General features: G+C 72.8%; 13 protein-coding genes. 6 read left to right on the top strand and 7 right to left on the bottom strand.

Translation table 11 applies throughout. From position 1 onward, the window contains the following. Positions 1 to 94 precede the first annotated feature (94 nt). Both QM779_RS11335 and QM779_RS11330 read right to left on the bottom strand, forming a co-directional pair. The gene (locus QM779_RS11335) at positions 95 to 691 is read right to left on the bottom strand and encodes a dihydrofolate reductase family protein (RefSeq protein WP_428535244.1); all 597 of its coding nucleotides are present in this window, start codon (positions 689 to 691) and stop codon (positions 95 to 97) included. 106 nt (positions 692 to 797) lie between these two features. After that, positions 798 to 3,071, bottom strand: coding sequence for a glycoside hydrolase family 3 N-terminal domain-containing protein (locus tag QM779_RS11330; protein ID WP_428535242.1), 2,274 nt, complete (start codon positions 3,069 to 3,071; stop codon positions 798 to 800). Between the two features lie 237 nt (positions 3,072 to 3,308). Between QM779_RS11330 and QM779_RS11325 the strand changes: the two genes are divergently transcribed. Next, positions 3,309 to 3,923, top strand: coding sequence for a TetR/AcrR family transcriptional regulator (locus QM779_RS11325; RefSeq protein WP_428535240.1), 615 nt, complete (start codon positions 3,309 to 3,311; stop codon positions 3,921 to 3,923). Between the two features lie 24 nt (positions 3,924 to 3,947). Here QM779_RS11325 and QM779_RS11320 read toward each other — a convergent pair whose 3' ends face one another. The 5 genes from QM779_RS11320 to QM779_RS11300 form a co-directional block, all read right to left on the bottom strand. Continuing rightward, positions 3,948 to 4,652, bottom strand: a complete 705-nt coding sequence (locus QM779_RS11320) for a SagB/ThcOx family dehydrogenase (protein ID WP_428535238.1) — start codon at positions 4,650 to 4,652, stop codon at positions 3,948 to 3,950. Continuing rightward, positions 4,649 to 5,227 carry a hypothetical protein gene (locus QM779_RS11315; protein WP_428535236.1) on the bottom strand — a complete coding sequence of 193 codons (579 nt, stop codon included), beginning with the start codon at positions 5,225 to 5,227 and terminating at the stop codon, positions 4,649 to 4,651. The genes QM779_RS11320 and QM779_RS11315 overlap by 4 nt, the downstream gene beginning before the upstream one ends. Positions 5,228 to 5,313: 86 nt before the next feature. Then, a complete protein-coding gene (locus tag QM779_RS11310; protein WP_428535234.1) occupies positions 5,314 to 6,531 on the bottom strand; it encodes a YcaO-like family protein in 1,218 nt (405 codons plus the stop codon). Then, positions 6,528 to 7,313: a hypothetical protein gene (locus QM779_RS11305; RefSeq protein ID WP_428535232.1), complete on the bottom strand. Its 786-nt coding sequence runs from the start codon at positions 7,311 to 7,313 to the stop codon at positions 6,528 to 6,530. Before QM779_RS11305 ends, QM779_RS11310 begins: the two co-directional genes overlap by 4 nt. Before the next feature lie 340 nt (positions 7,314 to 7,653). Then, complete coding sequence (locus tag QM779_RS11300) at positions 7,654 to 8,286, bottom strand: TetR/AcrR family transcriptional regulator (RefSeq protein ID WP_428535230.1); 633 nt, start codon at positions 8,284 to 8,286, stop codon at positions 7,654 to 7,656. A 172-nt stretch (positions 8,287 to 8,458) separates the two neighbouring features. Here QM779_RS11300 and QM779_RS11295 point away from each other — a divergent pair, with 172 nt between their 5' ends. The 5 genes from QM779_RS11295 to QM779_RS11275 are packed head-to-tail and all read left to right on the top strand — an operon-like array spanning position 8,459 to position 15,892. Next, entirely contained in the window at positions 8,459 to 9,778 is a 1,320-nt protein-coding gene (locus QM779_RS11295) for an MFS transporter (protein ID WP_428535228.1), read from the top strand. 46 nt (positions 9,779 to 9,824) lie between these two features. After that, on the top strand, positions 9,825 to 11,087 hold the full coding sequence (locus tag QM779_RS11290) for a glycoside hydrolase family 1 protein (RefSeq protein WP_428535226.1): 1,263 nt from the start codon (positions 9,825 to 9,827) through the stop codon (positions 11,085 to 11,087). Next, positions 11,084 to 12,568, top strand: coding sequence for a family 43 glycosylhydrolase (locus QM779_RS11285; RefSeq protein WP_428535224.1), 1,485 nt, complete (start codon positions 11,084 to 11,086; stop codon positions 12,566 to 12,568). The genes QM779_RS11290 and QM779_RS11285 overlap by 4 nt, the downstream gene beginning before the upstream one ends. Next, entirely contained in the window at positions 12,565 to 14,910 is a 2,346-nt protein-coding gene (locus QM779_RS11280; RefSeq protein WP_428535222.1) for a family 78 glycoside hydrolase catalytic domain, read from the top strand. The genes QM779_RS11285 and QM779_RS11280 overlap by 4 nt, the downstream gene beginning before the upstream one ends. Next, positions 14,903 to 15,892 carry an alpha/beta hydrolase gene (locus QM779_RS11275; protein ID WP_428535220.1) on the top strand — a complete coding sequence of 330 codons (990 nt, stop codon included), beginning with the start codon at positions 14,903 to 14,905 and terminating at the stop codon, positions 15,890 to 15,892. The genes QM779_RS11280 and QM779_RS11275 overlap by 8 nt, the downstream gene beginning before the upstream one ends. Positions 15,893 to 15,924: the final 32 nt, after the last annotated feature.

Below are 15,924 nucleotides of genomic sequence, written 5' to 3'. Positions count from 1 at the left end.
TCAACCACCCTGGAAGCGCAGCGCCTCGCATCTCGCGCATGCGGTGCCGGATCGCAGCGGAAGCCGGCTGGGAAGGGCTTCCTTGTCCGGCCGCTCAGTCGTTGCGGACGGGGTAGCGGAGGTGGGTGACGCCCACACCGGCCGCCACTGTCGGGTCGCCCAGCCGGGTCCGGGCGAGGCCGGGGTCATCGAACAGCCGCGTCCCCGAACCGACGAGGACCGCCGCGAGGTCGATGCTCAGTTCGTCGAGCAGGCCCGCCTCGAGCAACTGCCGGATTGTGTCGGCACCGTGCACCCCCACCGACTTCCCGCCGGCCGCAGCCTTCGCCCTGGCGACCGCACTCTCCAGCCCGTCAGTGACGAAGTGCACCGTCGAGTCCGGACGCGGCCATCCCGGCGGCACCTCGTGGGTGAGCACGAACGCCGGCCCCCACGCGTGGTTCCCGCCCCACCCCTGGGCCACCTCGAACGTGCGTCGGCCCGTCAGCACCGCGCCCAGACCGCCAGTCACCTCACGGATGTGCGCGGCGCTCGGCGCGGACACCCGGAACGTCATCGGGTCTGCACCACCGGTCCGGACCTCCACATCACCCGAAGTGAAGTACCAGTCGAAGACCCCGGAAACGTCGTCGTTCGGGCCGGCGACGAACCCGTCCAGCGACATGGACATGATCGCGACAAGCCCGGACATTGCGCCTCCTCGCTGCCGATGAACCCGGTTCCACCCTAGAGGTCTCGGGTTCCCGCGAGGAGGGCGCACCCTCCGCCCGGTGGGCTTCCTCCGCCGGCGCTCCCCGTCAGGCGCGGACGCGCAGCTCCGCGCCCGGCGCGGCGTCGGTGACCGCGGACGAGCCGCCGATCCAGACGTCGTACTCCGTCGCGTCCTGGCGCCAGGCGCGCGACACCGCGCTCCAGTAGCGGAGCTGGTCCGGGCCGAGCTCGAACTCGACCGTGGCCGTCGCCCCGGCCTCGATCGTCACCCGCTCGAACCCCTTCAGCTCCCGCATCGGGCGCGTCGACTCGCCGTGCCGCTGGTGGAGGTACAGCTGGACGACCTCGTCGGCCGTGACCTCCGACGTGTTCGTCACCTCGACGCTGACCGTCGCGGACTCCCCGACGCCGATCTCCGCCGGCGACACCACGGGCGCGCCGTAGCTGAACGTCGCGTACGACAGGCCGTGGCCGAACGGGTACAGCGGCGTGGACGCCTCGTCCCAGTAGCGCTCGTCGGCCGACTCGGGCTGGAACGTCCGGTAGTGGCTGTAGACCATCGGCACCTGGCCGACCGTCCGCACCCACGTCAGCGGCAGCTTGCCGCCCGGCGCCACGTCCCCGAACAGCACGGACGCGACCGCGTCCCCGCCCCGGGTGCCCGGGTACCACACCTGCAGGATCGCCGGCGCGTTCTCCGCCGCCCAGCGCAGGTCTAGCGGACGCCCCGACATCACCAGCACCACCGTCGGCGTGCCGGTCGCCACCACCTTCTGCAGCAGTTCCAGCTGGCGTCCCGGCAGCTCCAGCGTGGACGTGGACGCCTTCTCCCCGATCAGGTTCTGGTTCTGGCCGACGACGACCACCGCCACCTCGGCCGCGGCCGCGACCTCGACCGCGCGGGCGAGCTCCGCGTCGTCGTCGAAGTCGTCGGGCGATGTCGGCACGCCGTGGTCCATCCCGTCGAACATCGACGCGAACACCCTTGTCGCGACGCGGACGCCGGGCGCGTAGGACACCTCGACACCCTCACCGGCGCGGGCCCGCAGGCCGGCAAGGATCGTCACCGTCTCGTCGAGGTCGTGGTCGAAGACCCAGGGTCCGAGGATGTCGCGCGGCGAGTCGCCGAGCTGGCCGATCACCGCGATCGAGGTCTGCGCATCCAGCGGCAACACGCCCTCGTTCTTCAGCAGCACGAAGGTCTTCTCCGCCGCCTGCTTCGACACCTCGCGGTGCTCGGGCGTCGCCAGGATCCCCGCGGCCGCGTCCTCGTCCACGTACGGGTTCTCGAACAGGCCGAGCCGGAACTTCGCCACCAGCACGCGGCGGACGGCGGTGTCGATCGTCGCCTCCTCCACCAGACCGGCCTCGACCGCCGCGGGCAGCCGGTTGAAGGCCGGGTCGTACATGCACATCTCCATGTCCAGGCCCGCGTTCACCGCGCGCGCCCCGGCGTCGGTCAGGTCGGACGCGAAGTGCTGCACCTCCAGCGAGCGGACCGCGTTCGCGTCCGAGACCACCCAGCCGTCGAAGCCGAACTCGTCGCGCAGGATGTCGGTCAGCAGCCAGCGGTTGCCGGACGCGGGGACGCCGTTGAGGTCCATGTACGCGCTCATGATGTTGCCCGCACCCGCCTCGACGGCCGCGCGGAACGGCGGCAGGTAGACGTTGTGCAGCTCGGAGTCGGAGATCTCGGAGTCCTCGTAGTCGCGGCCGCCGCGGGCAGCGCCGTAGCCGGCGAAGTGCTTGGGTCCGGCGACCACACCCTCACCGGAGTCGAGATTGGCCTGGAAGCCACGCACCTGCGCGGCGGCCGCCGCGGCGCCGAGGACGGGGTCCTCGCCCGCGCCCTCGATGATGCGTCCCCAGCGGGGGTCGCGGGCGATGTCGACCATCGGCGCAAACGTCCAGTCGATACCGACCGCGCGGGCCTCACGGGCGGCGACCGCCTGGCCGGCGGCGATGGTCTCCGGGCTCCAGGACGCGGCCAGCGCGATCGGCGCGGGAAGGATCGTCCGCAGGCCGTGGATCACGTCGAAGCCGAAGATCAGCGGGATGCCGAAGCGCGAGCCCTCGATCGCCTTGCGCTGCAGCCGGTTGGCCAGCGCCGCGTTCTTCACGAACAGCAGCGAGCCGGCCCCGCCCTTGTCCAGTTCCGCCTCCACCGCTGCGGGCTGGCGCGCCATCTCCTGCTCCCCCACGGGCAACAGGGCGAGGGTCTCCTCGTCGGGGAGCTCGCCGGTGCCGAAGTAGAAGAACTGGCTCAGCTGGCCGGCCTTCTCCACCAGGTTCAGGCGTGCGAGCAGGTCGTCCGCGCGCTCCTCGGGCGTCAGGGTGGCGTCGGTGTAGGGCGCGGTCATGGCGAACCTCCTCGTTCGTGGCTGGTGGGTGGCAGACTAGCACCAATATGTGCAACTGTGTCGGGATTGGTGGGCTGGCGGTAACCCGCGCTGGCGGGTCCGTACAGGTCGCTGAGCGGAATTGCGCGCTGGATGCTGCAGAAGGCCGGAATTCGGGCCTGCGGGAGCATCGAGCGAGCAATTCCGCTCACGCGCCGTCGCGGGTGCCCCGGCCGACGAGGAGTGGGAGGAGCGACGATGACGTCACGCGCTGAGGGCTACGCGACCGGACGCGCGCGCCGCGACCAGATCGTGGAGGCCGCCACCGAGCTGTTCGCCCGCGTCGGCTACCGGCACGCGACCGTGCTGCAGATCGCCCAGCACGTCGGGATCTCCCGGACCGGGCTGTTGCACCACTTCGGCTCCAAGGAGGCGCTCCTCGAAGCAGTCCTGTCGCGCAGGGACGCCGAGGACCAGGCCCGGTTCCACTCCGGCGTCGACGACCCGACCGGCATCGAGGCGATCCGGGCCTGGGTCCGGCTGAGCCGCCACAACGCGACCGTGCCCCACCTCGTCTCGCTCTACGCGGTGCTCTCTGCGGAGGCGTGCGACCCCGACCATCCGGCGCACGACTACTTCGTCCGCCGCTACGCCGGGACGGTTGCCGGCTTCGAGAGCGTCCTCGGCCGCGCGCAGCGCGCCGGACTCCTCGTGCCGGGGGCCGACCCCGGCGCCGAGTCCAGGGCCGTCGTCGCGCTGATGGACGGCCTGCAGGTGCAGTGGCTGCTCGATCCCGACCCGTCCCTGATGGGCGACGTGCTGCAGGCCAAGCTCCAGCAACTCCTGGTGGTGCCGCTCTTCCCTGGGCGGTGAGGGCGGCTGGTCCGGGCCTTTGGCTCAGGCTGGTCGTCCGAACGCGTAGCTGATGACGAACCGGGCGCCCGTGGCCGGCAGGTGGGCGAGGGCTATCATCCGCTGGTCGACGCTGCCGCCGATCGCGTAGCCCGCGAGGTGGCGCGCGGCGACGGCGAGCGAGAGCACCTGGAGGATCTCCCCGGCCTCGAGGAGCGCGAACCGGTCGCCGCGGTCGCCGTACTTCGCCCGCAGCACGTCGAGGTTGGCGAACAGGCCCAGCAGGACGGGCGGCGGGTCGCCGGCGGGCTCGCCGGTCACCGCGACCGACTCCTCGGCCCACGTCGGCGCCGGGCCGAGGTCGACTAGGGCGCGCTGCAAGGGATCGAACTGCACCGTGCGCCCGTGGAGCGGGTGCTCGACCCGGTACAGCCACGCGACCACCGTGACGGCGTAGAGGGCGCCCGCGGCGGGGTAGCTGCGATGGCCGTCCGCGTCCGCGGCGAGCGCACCGAGGACGGCGCCCAGGTCGTCCGCCGAGAGCGGAGACGGTGCGAACTGTCGGCCTGATCGCCGGTTCCGCACGACCTCGTCCAGCGGGTCGGCTGTCGGAGGAAGGGGGACGAGTTCGCCCGGCCGGCTCCACGGGTCGGGGACGGGGGCGCCCGGGTCGAAGGCCGCGATCCGCGCCCCGAACGCGCTCTGGGCGACCGGCGTGATCGCCGAAGCCGTCCAGAAGTCGTCCGTCACGGTCGCCGCGCGGACCACAGGTACAGCGCGCCGAGCCCGAACACCGCGGTTCCGATCACGGTGGCGGTCACCGCGTAGCTGTACTCGGACTGCGTGGCGCTGTAGAACTCCACAGCGATCGCGAGCGGCAGGACGGCAAAGGTGGTCACCAATGGTGGCGAGATCGAGTGGTTGGCGCTCAGTGACCGGCTGGCCGCCCAGGCCGTGAGGGCGAGGATGGTCAGGCCAGCGACGACCATGAGTACGCCGCCGCCTTCCGGAAGCAGCAGCCAGACGAGGAACGGCACGGCGGCCAGCGCAAAGGCAGCGAGGCCCTCGACCCACGGGCTGAGCCGCCGGGCGCTTGTCGTAGGCGCGGGCTCCGGTGCGTCCGAGACCTCGCCGGACGCCGCCGCCGCCGTCGTGGCCGGTGCGGCCGGCTGGTCCATCGCGGAGCGCACGATCATGACCGGGAGGATGGCCAGCGTCCCCACGGCGGCGCCCACGCAGCAGCACGAACAGCTGCAGCACGTGGGGGTGGCCGGACGAAGGTCGCCCGCGGGGTGGTGCTGACTGTGGAGGCGCACGGTGGCCATGCGCCCATTCTTGCCTGACGACCCGGCCGACCGTGGGGAATTGCGGCCGAACTCGCCCGCCGTGCCGCGCGGGGAGGTGGCTGCCGTCAGCCGAGGGGGTGCGGGAACGGGCTGGGGAACCTCGTCCGCACCGGCAGGCCCGGGTAGAGCCGGGCTGCGCGATCGGGCTCCAGCGCGAGGAACGGCCAGTTGTCGTCGCCGTGGATGAGGCTTACGTCCGGGCTCACCACGCGGGCCACCCGGACGCCGCACGCCGCCGTGTCCACCACGGTCAGGTCCCGGTAGAACAGCCGGATCCCCCGCTGCCGCAGCTGCGGGACCAGCGTCGCCAGCTGCTCGGCGTCGGTGCCGGACGGGGCGTCGGGCGGCGGCGACGCGTCCGGGCCGGTCCACCAGGGCAGCGCGGCCCAGGCGTCGGGGCGGCGGGTGTAGTAGCGGGCGTGCTCGTCGAAGGACGTGACGGAGTCCGGCTCCGGCCGGAGCCCGGGCGGGTCGCCCGCCGTCGTGATCCCGGCGAAGGTGACCGCCTGGGCCCATTCCAGCAGCGCCTTCTCGACGGCCTTCTCCCAGGAGGACCGGCAGGCCACGCCGACACCGGCGCGGTGGCGTCCCCGCGACGGTGCGGTGCCGGCCACAGCCGCGACCGGGTGCGGGGAGTACGCGGGGGTGAGGTCGAGGACGGTCACGTCCGCGTGCAGCGGGCCGGCCAGCTCGGCGACCAGGGCGGGCGGACGCACCCGGCGCGCGGCGACCCCGAACAGCCAGGTGGTCATCAGCGCGTCGCGCTCGACCAGTTCCTGGACGGCACGGAGCAGCGCCGGCAGCGAACCCGGCCCTGCGGCCAGCCCGGAGGACGTCGCGAGGCCGGGCCCGGAGTGGCCGAGCTCCACCAGGGTGGCCGGCACCCACACCGGGGTGTTGTCGGCGAGGTCGAAGAAGCGGACGAAGCGGTCCTCGGCACAGGCGGCGGCGAAGGGGAAGCCGGGCGCGGCGCGCTGCGTCCGGGAGTGGACGTGGAAGTCGTCGAGCCCGATCACCCGCTCGGCCGGCGGGATCGCGGCCCTCGGCAGTGTGGGGAGCGGGTTGACGCCGGCGCCGGCGCGTTCGAGGAGTTCGCCGATCGCCGCGCGGCGGGCGTCGTCGTCCGTCCAGCCCGCACCGCCGCAGGGGGATCCCCCCTCGCCGGGGTGCTCGGACGCGGACCACTGGGGCAGGTCCGGATCGGCCAGGCCGCGGGGGAGCGGACCGGCGGCGACGCCCGTCCCCGCGCGCCAACCGATGGCGCGAGCGAGGAGGTCGCTCACCGCAGCCACGGGAGATCGAGCCGCCCGTCGGTGACGACCTCGGCGCACAGGCTGCAGCGGGCGGTGCGCAGGCACGGGCTGGACGTCGAGACCAGCGTGGCCAGGTCGATCGAGACGGTGCGATCGGCGAGTTCGAACCGACCCGCGGCCAGCAGGTCGAGCTGCCGGTGGACCAGACCCGCGACGACGGAGCCCGCCGAGGCGTCCGCGGCGCCCGGCTCGGCGGGGACCGGCGGGTCGCCCCAGCGCCAGCCCACGCGGGACGCGAGGCAGCCCACGCAGGCCCCGTGTCCCGGTGCGACGAGGGGGCCCAGCGAGACCGTGTGGTGCGCGGCGAGGTCGACGAACAGGTGGACCACGTTCCGCCGCACGAGTTCGGCCGCTGCGGCGACGGCCTCGTCCCAGCGGCCCGACGTGCGGATGAGCACGACGACGTCGGCCTCGCGGGCGTCTACCAGCGGACGGAGGCTCCCCAGCGCGTCCGCGAGACCGGTCACGGGGACACCGACGACGACGAGCCCGACGGACGGGTCGCGGGGGAGGTCGGTGCCCGGCCTGATCGCGCCCAGCGACCGTAGCTGCGCCAGCGCGAGCTGCGCGGCCGGCGAAAGGGTCGAGGGCACGGGCGGAGCATCGCTCCAGCAGGCCAGGAGCTCGTTCGCGATGCTGCCGGGGACGTCGTCGACCAGCCAGACCTCGTCCGTCCCCGCCGAGACGAGCAGCAGGCCATCCTGCTCGAACAGCCGCCAGGCCGGGTCGCCGACAGCGGTGAGGGGGTCCACGCCGTCAGCCTAGGACGTCAGCAACGCGGCGACCGGCCAATGCCGATCATCCGGGCCGAAGGCCGGACGGTCGCAACGACGGTGGTGGGCGAGCGGGAGGGCGGCGTCCAGCGCGAGGTTCGTGCCAGTTCGCGGTGGTTATGGAGGCTGTGCGGGGTCCGATCTCGAGTGCGTGTCAGTCGGTGGTCGTTCTGAGGCGTCCGGCACCCCTCCACAACCACCACGGACTGACACGTGCTCGGGGGTCTCGGTTTCAGCGGCGTCATAACCACCACAACCTGACACCGAGCCGGAGCATGACGCGGCAGGGGGACGGCTATGCGCCCTCTCCGCCCCGGCGTCAGGCGCCGGGTGCGCGGAGGAGGTCCATCAGGGCCTCGAGGTGGGCGGCCATGTCGATGCTGTCGTCGGCGAGCCAGGCGAGCTGGATGCCCTCGACCTGGGCGGTGATCAGGCGTGCGACGAGGTCGAGGTCGAGGCCATCGCGGAGCCGGCCGAGCTCCCTCTCGCGCTCGAGTTGCTCGCGGACGGACGCGACGAAGGCGCGGTCGCGCTCGCGGACGAAGTCGTGGGCGATGTGGTCGGGGTGCATGGCCTCGACCAGGAGGGTGGTGTCCAACTGAATGACGCCGCGCTCCGTGGCGTTGTGGCGCATCACCTCGGGGACCGCGTCGAGCAGGCCCCGTTCGGCGATCAGCTCGGCCCGTTCGGGTCCCTCGAGCTCCTCGCGGTGGGCGAGGACGGCCTCGAGCAGGGCGTCCTTGGAGCCGAAGTGGTGCAGCAGCGCGGTGTGGCTGGTGCCGATCGCCTCCGCGATCTGGCGGATCGAGAGCCGCTGGAAGCCCTGCTCGGCGAACACCTCGAAGGCCGCCTGGACGAGCGCTGCGCGCGTCCGCTCGCCGTTGGCGTAGCTCGCGCGACGCCGCGGCGGACGGTCGGGCGTCCCGCTCCGGGCATCGTCGACGAGGGTCATGGGCACAGCCTATCCACTCAACCTGAACCGATCTGGAAAAGATCTTCGCCAAACCTATTCCAATCTGGTAAAGGTTCGTCTAGGCTGATCCGCGACCGCTCCGGTGGGGGTGGTCCGAAACCGGAGACCACGGCGAGGTGGCGGTGGCTCCCCTCAACGCAGAGGAACCCTGATGAGTGAACAGATCACGACTCCCCAGGCGGGGGGGCCCGGCGAGACGATCGCCACGGCGATCGAGAGCCCCGAGGCGGGCACCGGTGCGCTGGCACCGGAGTTCCCGCAGAACTACCGCAAGACGATCACGCTGGTGCTGATCGCCGCCGCCGGCATGTACATCATGATGCTGACGCTGAGCACGGCACTGTCCCTGCGGATCGCGGCGATCGCCCCCGACACCAAGGAGACCTCGCTCAGCCTCGCGGTCTCGATGGCCGCGCTGTTGCAACTGGTGCTGATCCCGCTCGGCGGCGCGCTGTCGGACCGGACCACCAGCCGGTTCGGACGCCGTCGTCCCTGGATCGTCGGAATGCTCGCGCTGGCGCTGGTCTGCATGGCGCTGATCGGCGGGGTGGCGTCCATTCCGGTGATCGTCGTGAGCTACATCGTCGGCATCTCGGTGGCCCAGCTGGCGTTCAGCTCGTACGCGGTGATCCCGGTCGAGGGCGTCCCCGACAACATGCGCGGCAAGGTGATGGGCCTGATGGGCATGTTCGGCGCGCTGGCGATGTCGGCCGGCTCGTACCTGGCCGCCGCGCTGGTCGGCGTCCCCTTCTTCATGATGACCGCGCCGGTGTTGCTGGCCATCGTCTGCTCGCTGCCGCTGATCTTCCTCTACAAGGACCCGGCCAAGGCGAAGGCGGACGTGCCCGCGCTCGACGTCGCGGGCCTGTTCAAGAACCTGATCGTCAACCCCCGCAAGCACCCCGACTTCGGCTGGGTGTGGCTGGCCCGCTTCCTCGCCGGCGTCGCGATGACCGGCATGTTCACCTACTTCATCTACTTCATGATCGACGGCCTCGGCCTCGACCTGCCCCACGCCGGCGCGAACGCCGGCTTCCTCAGCCTGCTGTCGGCCCCGGTCAGCGTGTTCTTCTTCACCTTCTCCGGGTGGGTCTCCGACAAGGTCGGACGTCGCAAGCCGTTCGTCGCCGGCGCCGCCGTGCTGATGGCTGCCGCGCTGCTGATCGGCGGCACCGCCCGCACCTTCGAGCAGTTCATCGTCGCGTGGCTCGTGTTCGCCGTCGGCCAGGCGATGTACCTGACCGTCGACCTGGCGCTGTGCGCGTCCGTCCTGCCCAACTCCAAGGACGTCGGCAAGGACATGGGCGTGTTCCAGCTGGCTCTCTCCATCCCGAGCATCGTCGTCCCGTTGATCGCCCCGGCGGTGCTGGGCATCGGCGCCGGCCACAACTACCTGATGCTGTGGGGCCTGTGCGCGCTGCTCTGCGGGCTGGGCGCGCTGGCCGTCTACCGGGTGAAGGGCGTCCGCTGACCGGCGGCGCGTCCCACGACTGAACACTGAAACGAGAGGAAATCCCATGAACGCATTCCCTGACGGCTTCGGCTGGGGTGTCGCCACCGCCGGGCACCAGGTGGAGGGCAACAACACCAACTCCGACATCTGGCTGCTCGAACACGTGCCCGGCACGATCTTCGCCGAGCCGTCGGGGGACGCGGTCGACCACTACCACCGCTACCGCGACGACATCGCGCTGGTCGCATCGCTCGGCTTCGACACGTTCCGGTTCTCGCTCGAATGGGCGCGGATCGAGCCGGCCCCGGGCGAGTTCTCGGTCGCCGAGCTCGACCACTACCGGGACGTGCTGGTGGCCTGCCACGAGCACGGGCTCACCCCGGTGGTCACGTTCCACCACTTCGCCTCGCCCCGCTGGCTGCTGGCCGACGGCGGCTGGGAGGACGAGCGGACGCCGGAGCGGTTCGCCCGCTTCTGCGACGGGGCGATGCGGCACCTGGGGGACCTGATCGGGGTGGCGTGCACCCTGAACGAGCCCAACCTGCCCTACCTGCTCAAGGCGATGGGGATCACCGGCGAGCCGCCGGAGGCCCGCGTCCACATCCCCGTGTGGGTGGGTGTGGCGGCCGCGCTGGGGATCGAGCCGGCGAAGGTGGCCCCGTTCCAGTTCAACGCCACCGAGACCGGGTTCGCGATCAAGCTGGCCGCGCACCGGGCCGGCAGGGACGCGATCAAGGCGATCCGTCCCGACCTCCCGGTGGGCTGGACGCTGGCGAACACCGACGTCCAGGCCGCGCCCGGCGGGGAGGCCGTCGCCGACGCGGTTCGGCAGGAGGCCAACCTGCGGTTCCTCGAGGCGTCCCGCGGCGACGACTTCGTCGGCATCCAGAACTACGGACGCCACGTGTTCGGCGCCGAGGGGCTGCTCGAGCCCGAGCCCGGCGTGGAGGTGAACCAGCAGGGTGAGGAGGTTTACCCGGAGGGGCTGGCCCACACGGTCCGCGAGGCGTGGCGGGTGGCGGGCGTCCCCGTCCTCGTCACCGAGAACGGGCTGGCCACCGAGGACGACGCGCAGCGGATCGCCTACACGCAGGCCGCCCTCGAGGGTCTGGCCGAGTGCATCGCCGACGGCGTCGACGTCCGCGGCTACATCGCCTGGACCGCGTTCGACAACTTCGAGTGGATCTTCGGCTACCGCCCGGAGTTCGGCCTGATCGCCGTCGACCGCGCCACCCAGCAGCGGACGCCGAAGCCGTCCGCGGCCTGGCTGGGCGACGTCGCGCGCACCAACGGCGCCTCGCTGGCGGTGCCGGCCCTGAGCGTGTGACGACCGTGGCGGACGGCGTCCCGGTCATCGCGGGCTTCCACCCGGACCCGACGATCTGCCGGGTCGGGGAGGAGTACTACCTGGCCAACTCCAGCTTCGAGTACTTCCCCGGCGCACCGCTGTGGCGCTCGTCCGACCTCGCGTCGTGGAGCCCGGTCGGGAACATCCTCACCCGGCGCTCGCAGTTCCCTGTCGGCGACGGACGCGACTCCGGCGGCATCTTCGGCTCGACGCTGCGTCACCACGACGGCCGGTTCTGGTTCGTTACCACCAACATGAGCGCGTTCGGCCGCGGCCACCTGATCGTGTCCACCGACGACCCCGCGGGGGAGTGGAGCGAGCCCGTCCATACCGCCGGGGCGATCGGCATCGATCCCGACCTCGCCTGGGGGCCGGACGGGGAGTGCTACCTGACCTGGTGCAGCTTCCCGCACGGCGGCGCGATCGCGCAGGCCCGGATCGACCCGGGCACCGGCAGCCTGCTCGAGGAGCCCCGCGTCGTCTGGACGGGGACCGGCCTGGCCTATCCCGAGGGCCCGCACCTGTACCGGCGCGGCGCGTACTGGTACCTGGTCATCGCCGAGGGCGGCACCGAGCGTGGCCACGCGGTGAGCGTCGCCCGGGCGCCGCACCCGACCGGGCCGTTCACATCCGCGCCCGGCAACCCGGTGTTCAGCCACCGCTCGCTCGCGCACGCCGTCCAGAACGTCGGGCACGCCGACCTGGTCGAGCGGCCCGACGGCAGCTGGGCCGCCGTGTACCTCGGCGTCCGCCCGCAGGGCACGACCCCCGGCTACACGCCCCTGGGCAGGGAGACGTTCCTCGCCGACGTCGACTGGGTCGACGACTGGCCGCGGTTCCGCCCGTCCGAACCGGCGGGGAGCCCGGCCGCCGGGTTCACCGACGATTTCGCCGCTCCCTGCCTCGACCCGCGCTGGGTCGCGCCGGCCGGCGAGCCCGCCCGGTTCGCCACCGCCGGGCCGGTCGGTCTCGCCCTCTCCGGCGAGGCCGGTCACGACCACCGGTCCCTGCTGTGCACGCGCGTCCGGCACCAGGCCTGGCGGGCGGAGGCCCGCTTCGACCTGGCCGCGGGGGCCGGCCGGCTCGTGCTGCGGCTCGACTCCCGGCACTGGTACGCCGTCGAGGCGGACGGGGACAGCGTGCGGGTGGTCACGAGGGTCGGGCCGTTCACGTCCGTCGTCGCCGAGGCGCCGGTGGCGGCGTCCGCCCTCGCGCTGGTGCTCGCGGCGGAACCGCCGGCCGGCGCGGGGTCGCTGGGGGCGAACCTCGGCCCGGACGACATCGTGCTCGGCTACCGCGACGGGGAGGCGACCGCGGAACTCGCCCGGCTCGACGGCCGCTACCTCACCACCGAGGTCGCCGGCGGGTTCACCGGCCGGATGGTCGGCATCGGTGCCCGCGACGGCTCGGCGCTGCTGCGAAGCTTCCACTACGAACCCATCGACCCGGGACACGAATGAGCGACAACATCACCGGCCTGCTTAGCGCGGGCACCTTCCTCACCGCCGACGCCGACCGCGGCGCCGTGGTCGAGTTCGCGACGGCCCTCGACCTCGACCAGCCGGCCGAGCGGGTCTCGTCGGCGACGATCCACGCCACCGCGCACGGGCTCTACGAACTGACCGTCGGCGGCCGTCCAGTGACCGACTCGGTGTTCAACCCGGGCTGGACGGCCTACGAGTGGCGGCTGCAGTTCCAGTCCTTCGACATCACCGACCTCGTGCGGGGCAGCGCGGGACCGCTGCCGCTGGCCGTCCGCGTGGGCAACGGCTGGTGGCGCGGCGACTTCGGCTTCGAGGGGCTGGCGGCCAACTACGGCGAGGACCTCGGGCTGCTCGCGGTCGTCGTCATCGACTTCGCCGACGGCCACCGACAAGTGGTCGGCACGTCGACCGACTGGACGGCGTCCACCTGCGAGATCACGGGGAACTCGCTCTACCACGGGCAGTTGGTGGACGCCCGGCTGCGCGGCGTCCCGGGTCAGCCGCTGGAGGTCAGGGCCGGGACGTTCGACGCGGCCCGGCTGGTCGCACAGGCCGGACCGCTGGTGCGCAGGCACGAGGTGCTCGCGCCGCAGGCGATCTGGACCTCCCCGTCCGGCCGGACGCTGGTCGACTTCGGCCAGAACCTCGTCGGCTGGGTCCGGGTTCGCGTCCGCGGCCCGGTCGGCACGACCGTCACGCTGAGGCACGCCGAGGTGCTCGAACACGACGAGCTGGGGACGCGCCCGCTGCGCGAGGCCAGGGCGACCGACACCTACGTCCTCTCCGGCGGGGAGGACCACTTCGAGCCCACGTTCACCTTCCACGGGTTCCGCTACGTCGAGGTCGAAGGGTGGCCGGGCGTGCTGGACGCGTCCGCGCTCGAGGCGGTCGTGGTGCACTCCGACCTCACCCCGACGATGCGCTTCGAGTGTTCCGAGCCGCTGGTCAACCAGCTCGTGCACAACTCGGTGTGGGGCCAGAAGGGCAACTTCCTCGCCGTCCCGACCGACTGCCCCCAACGCGACGAGCGGCTCGGGTGGACCGGCGACATCGCCGTCTACGCGCCGACGGCCTGCGCCCAGTTCGACACCGCGGACTTCCTGCACTCCTGGCTGCTCGACGTCGCGGAGGAGACCGTCCACCACGACCCGCCCGCCGTGCCGGTCGTGGTCCCCGACATCCTCAAGTACGGCCACTACCCGCCGGACGCGCCGTTCAGTGACGTCCATTCCCAGGCCATCTGGAGCGACGCGGCCGCCTGGGTGCCGCAGGCGTTGTGGCAGGCCTACGGCGACCGGGACCGGCTCGCCGCGCACTACCCGGGCCTGGTCGCGCACGTGGCCTCGATCGAGCCGCTGCTGTCGCCGTCCGGGCTTTGGGACGCGGGCATGCAGCTCGCCGACTGGCTCGACCCGGACGCCCCGCCGGACCAGCCGTGGGCGGCGAAGGCGGACCCGGGGGTGGTCGCGACGGCGTCCTTCCACCGGTCGGTGGCCTTCGCCGCGGAGGCCGCCGCGATCCTCGGCAAGGACGACGACGCCGCCCGCTGGACGGCGCTGGCCGACCGGCTGCGGACGGCGTTCCGCGCGCACTACGTCACGGTCGGTCCCGCCGCGGCGCCGGGCACGTCCGGGAGGCCCGACGAGCCGGGTGAGCTCCGCATCACGTCCGACTGCGCCACCGTCTACGCGCTGGCGATCTGTTTCGGGCTGCTCGAGGACACCGAGGTCCCCGGCGCGGCGCAGCGGCTGGCCGAGGTCGTGCGCGCCCGCGACCACCTCGTCACGACCGGGTTCGCGGGCACGCCGTTCGTCACCTGGGCGCTGGCCGAGCACGGCTATGCCGCCGACGCCTACCGGCTGCTCCTGCAGACCGGGTGCCCGTCGTGGCTGTACCCGGTCACCATGGGCGCCACCACGATCTGGGAGCGCTGGGACTCGATGCTCCCCGACGGCACGATCAACCCCGGCGGGATGACCAGCTTCAACCACTACGCGCTCGGCGCTGTGTGCGACTGGCTCTACGCGGGCGTCGCGGGAATCCGTCCGGCCGAGGCGGGGTTCGCCCGCGTCCTCGTCCAGCCGACTCCCGGCCCGGGCATCGACTGGGTCCGTGCCGCCCGGACCACGCCGGTGGGCGAGGTCGAGGTCGCGTGGCAGGTCGAAGGGGAGGCGTTCCGGCTGGAGGTCGCGCTCCCGGACGGGGTGCGCGCGGACGTGGTGCTGCCCGACGGCACCCGCGTCCCCCAGACCGGCGGACGACACGACTACACCTGCGCGCTCGCGCAGCCCGACACCAGGGAGAACCACCGTGAGTGAGACCACGCCCACCGGCGAGTGGGCACAGCCGTACGCGGAGCGCCTGCACTTCGTCGAGGAGCTGACCGGGTTCGACTGGGAGCACCCCGACCCGGTCGGGGCCGCGGCGATGGAGGCGTGGAACGCGCCGTTCGGGGCGCCCGAGCCCACGTCCGCCACGACGGAGGACCGTGAGCTCCCCGGCCCGCACGGCCCGATCCCGGTGCGGATCTACCGTCCCGCCGCGGGCGAACCGTCCGGCGTGGGCCTGGTCTGGTACCACGGCGGCGCCTTCATCGGGGGAGACCTCGACATGCCCGAGGCCGACCTGGTCGCGCGCGGGCTCGTCACCCGGACCGGGGGTGTGGTCGTGTCGGTGTTCTACCGGCTATGCCGGGACGGCGTGCACCACCCGGTGCCGCACGATGACGCTTACGCCGCCTACCGCTGGACCCGCGACCACGCCGCTGAACTCGGGATCGAGGCGGCCAGGCTCGCGGTCGGCGGCGCCTCCGCCGGTGGGTGCCTCGCGTCCACCGTGGCCCTGCACGGACGCGACGACGGCGTCCCGCCCGTCCGGGCGCTGCTCGCCTACCCGGTGGCCCACGGCGTGATCCCCGAGCCGTCGCCCGCGCTCGCCGCCCTGTTGCCGGGCATCCCGGTCGTTCTCCGGTTCCCGCCCGAGGCCACGACCGGCCTGAACGGGAACTACCTGGGCTCTGATCCCGCGGCCGCCGACGGCTACGCGTTCGCCGGGCACGCCACCGACCTGCGCGACTACCCGCCGACCTACATCGAGAACTGCGAGTTCGACGACCTGCGCGCGTCGGGCGAGTCGTTCGCCCGGCAGCTGGCGGACGCGGGCGTCGAGGTCACGGTCACCACGGCCGCCGGCCTCCCGCACGGCCATCTCAACGCCATCGGCTCGCCGCTCACCAGCGCGTCCCTTGACCGGTTCGCCGCGCAGCTGCTGCTCCCGGCGGCTGATCCCGCGGTGCGCTGAGGACGGCAGGGTGGAGTCGCGGGAAGCGGAGA

The organism is Propionicimonas sp. (genome assembly GCF_049840635.1).
GTDB lineage: Bacteria > Actinomycetota > Actinomycetes > Propionibacteriales > Propionibacteriaceae > Propionicimonas.
This window is presented reverse-complemented; position numbering and strand designations above follow the sequence as displayed.

Bases quoted from the DNA above. Each gene is read 5' to 3' on its own strand.
- QM779_RS11295 (WP_428535228.1), top strand. From the start codon at position 8,459: ATGAGTGAACAGATCACGACTCCCCAGGCGGGGGGGCCCGGCGAGACG.
- QM779_RS11290 (WP_428535226.1), top strand. From the start codon at position 9,825: ATGAACGCATTCCCTGACGGCTTCGGCTGGGGTGTCGCCACCGCCGGG.
- QM779_RS11335 (WP_428535244.1), bottom strand. From the start codon at position 691: ATGTCCGGGCTTGTCGCGATCATGTCCATGTCGCTGGACGGGTTCGTC.
- QM779_RS11300 (WP_428535230.1), bottom strand. From the start codon at position 8,286: ATGACCCTCGTCGACGATGCCCGGAGCGGGACGCCCGACCGTCCGCCG.
- QM779_RS11280 (WP_428535222.1), top strand. From the start codon at position 12,565: ATGAGCGACAACATCACCGGCCTGCTTAGCGCGGGCACCTTCCTCACC.
- QM779_RS11325 (WP_428535240.1), top strand. From the start codon at position 3,309: ATGACGTCACGCGCTGAGGGCTACGCGACCGGACGCGCGCGCCGCGAC.
- QM779_RS11330 (WP_428535242.1), bottom strand. From the start codon at position 3,071: ATGACCGCGCCCTACACCGACGCCACCCTGACGCCCGAGGAGCGCGCG.
- QM779_RS11315 (WP_428535236.1), bottom strand. From the start codon at position 5,227: ATGGCCACCGTGCGCCTCCACAGTCAGCACCACCCCGCGGGCGACCTT.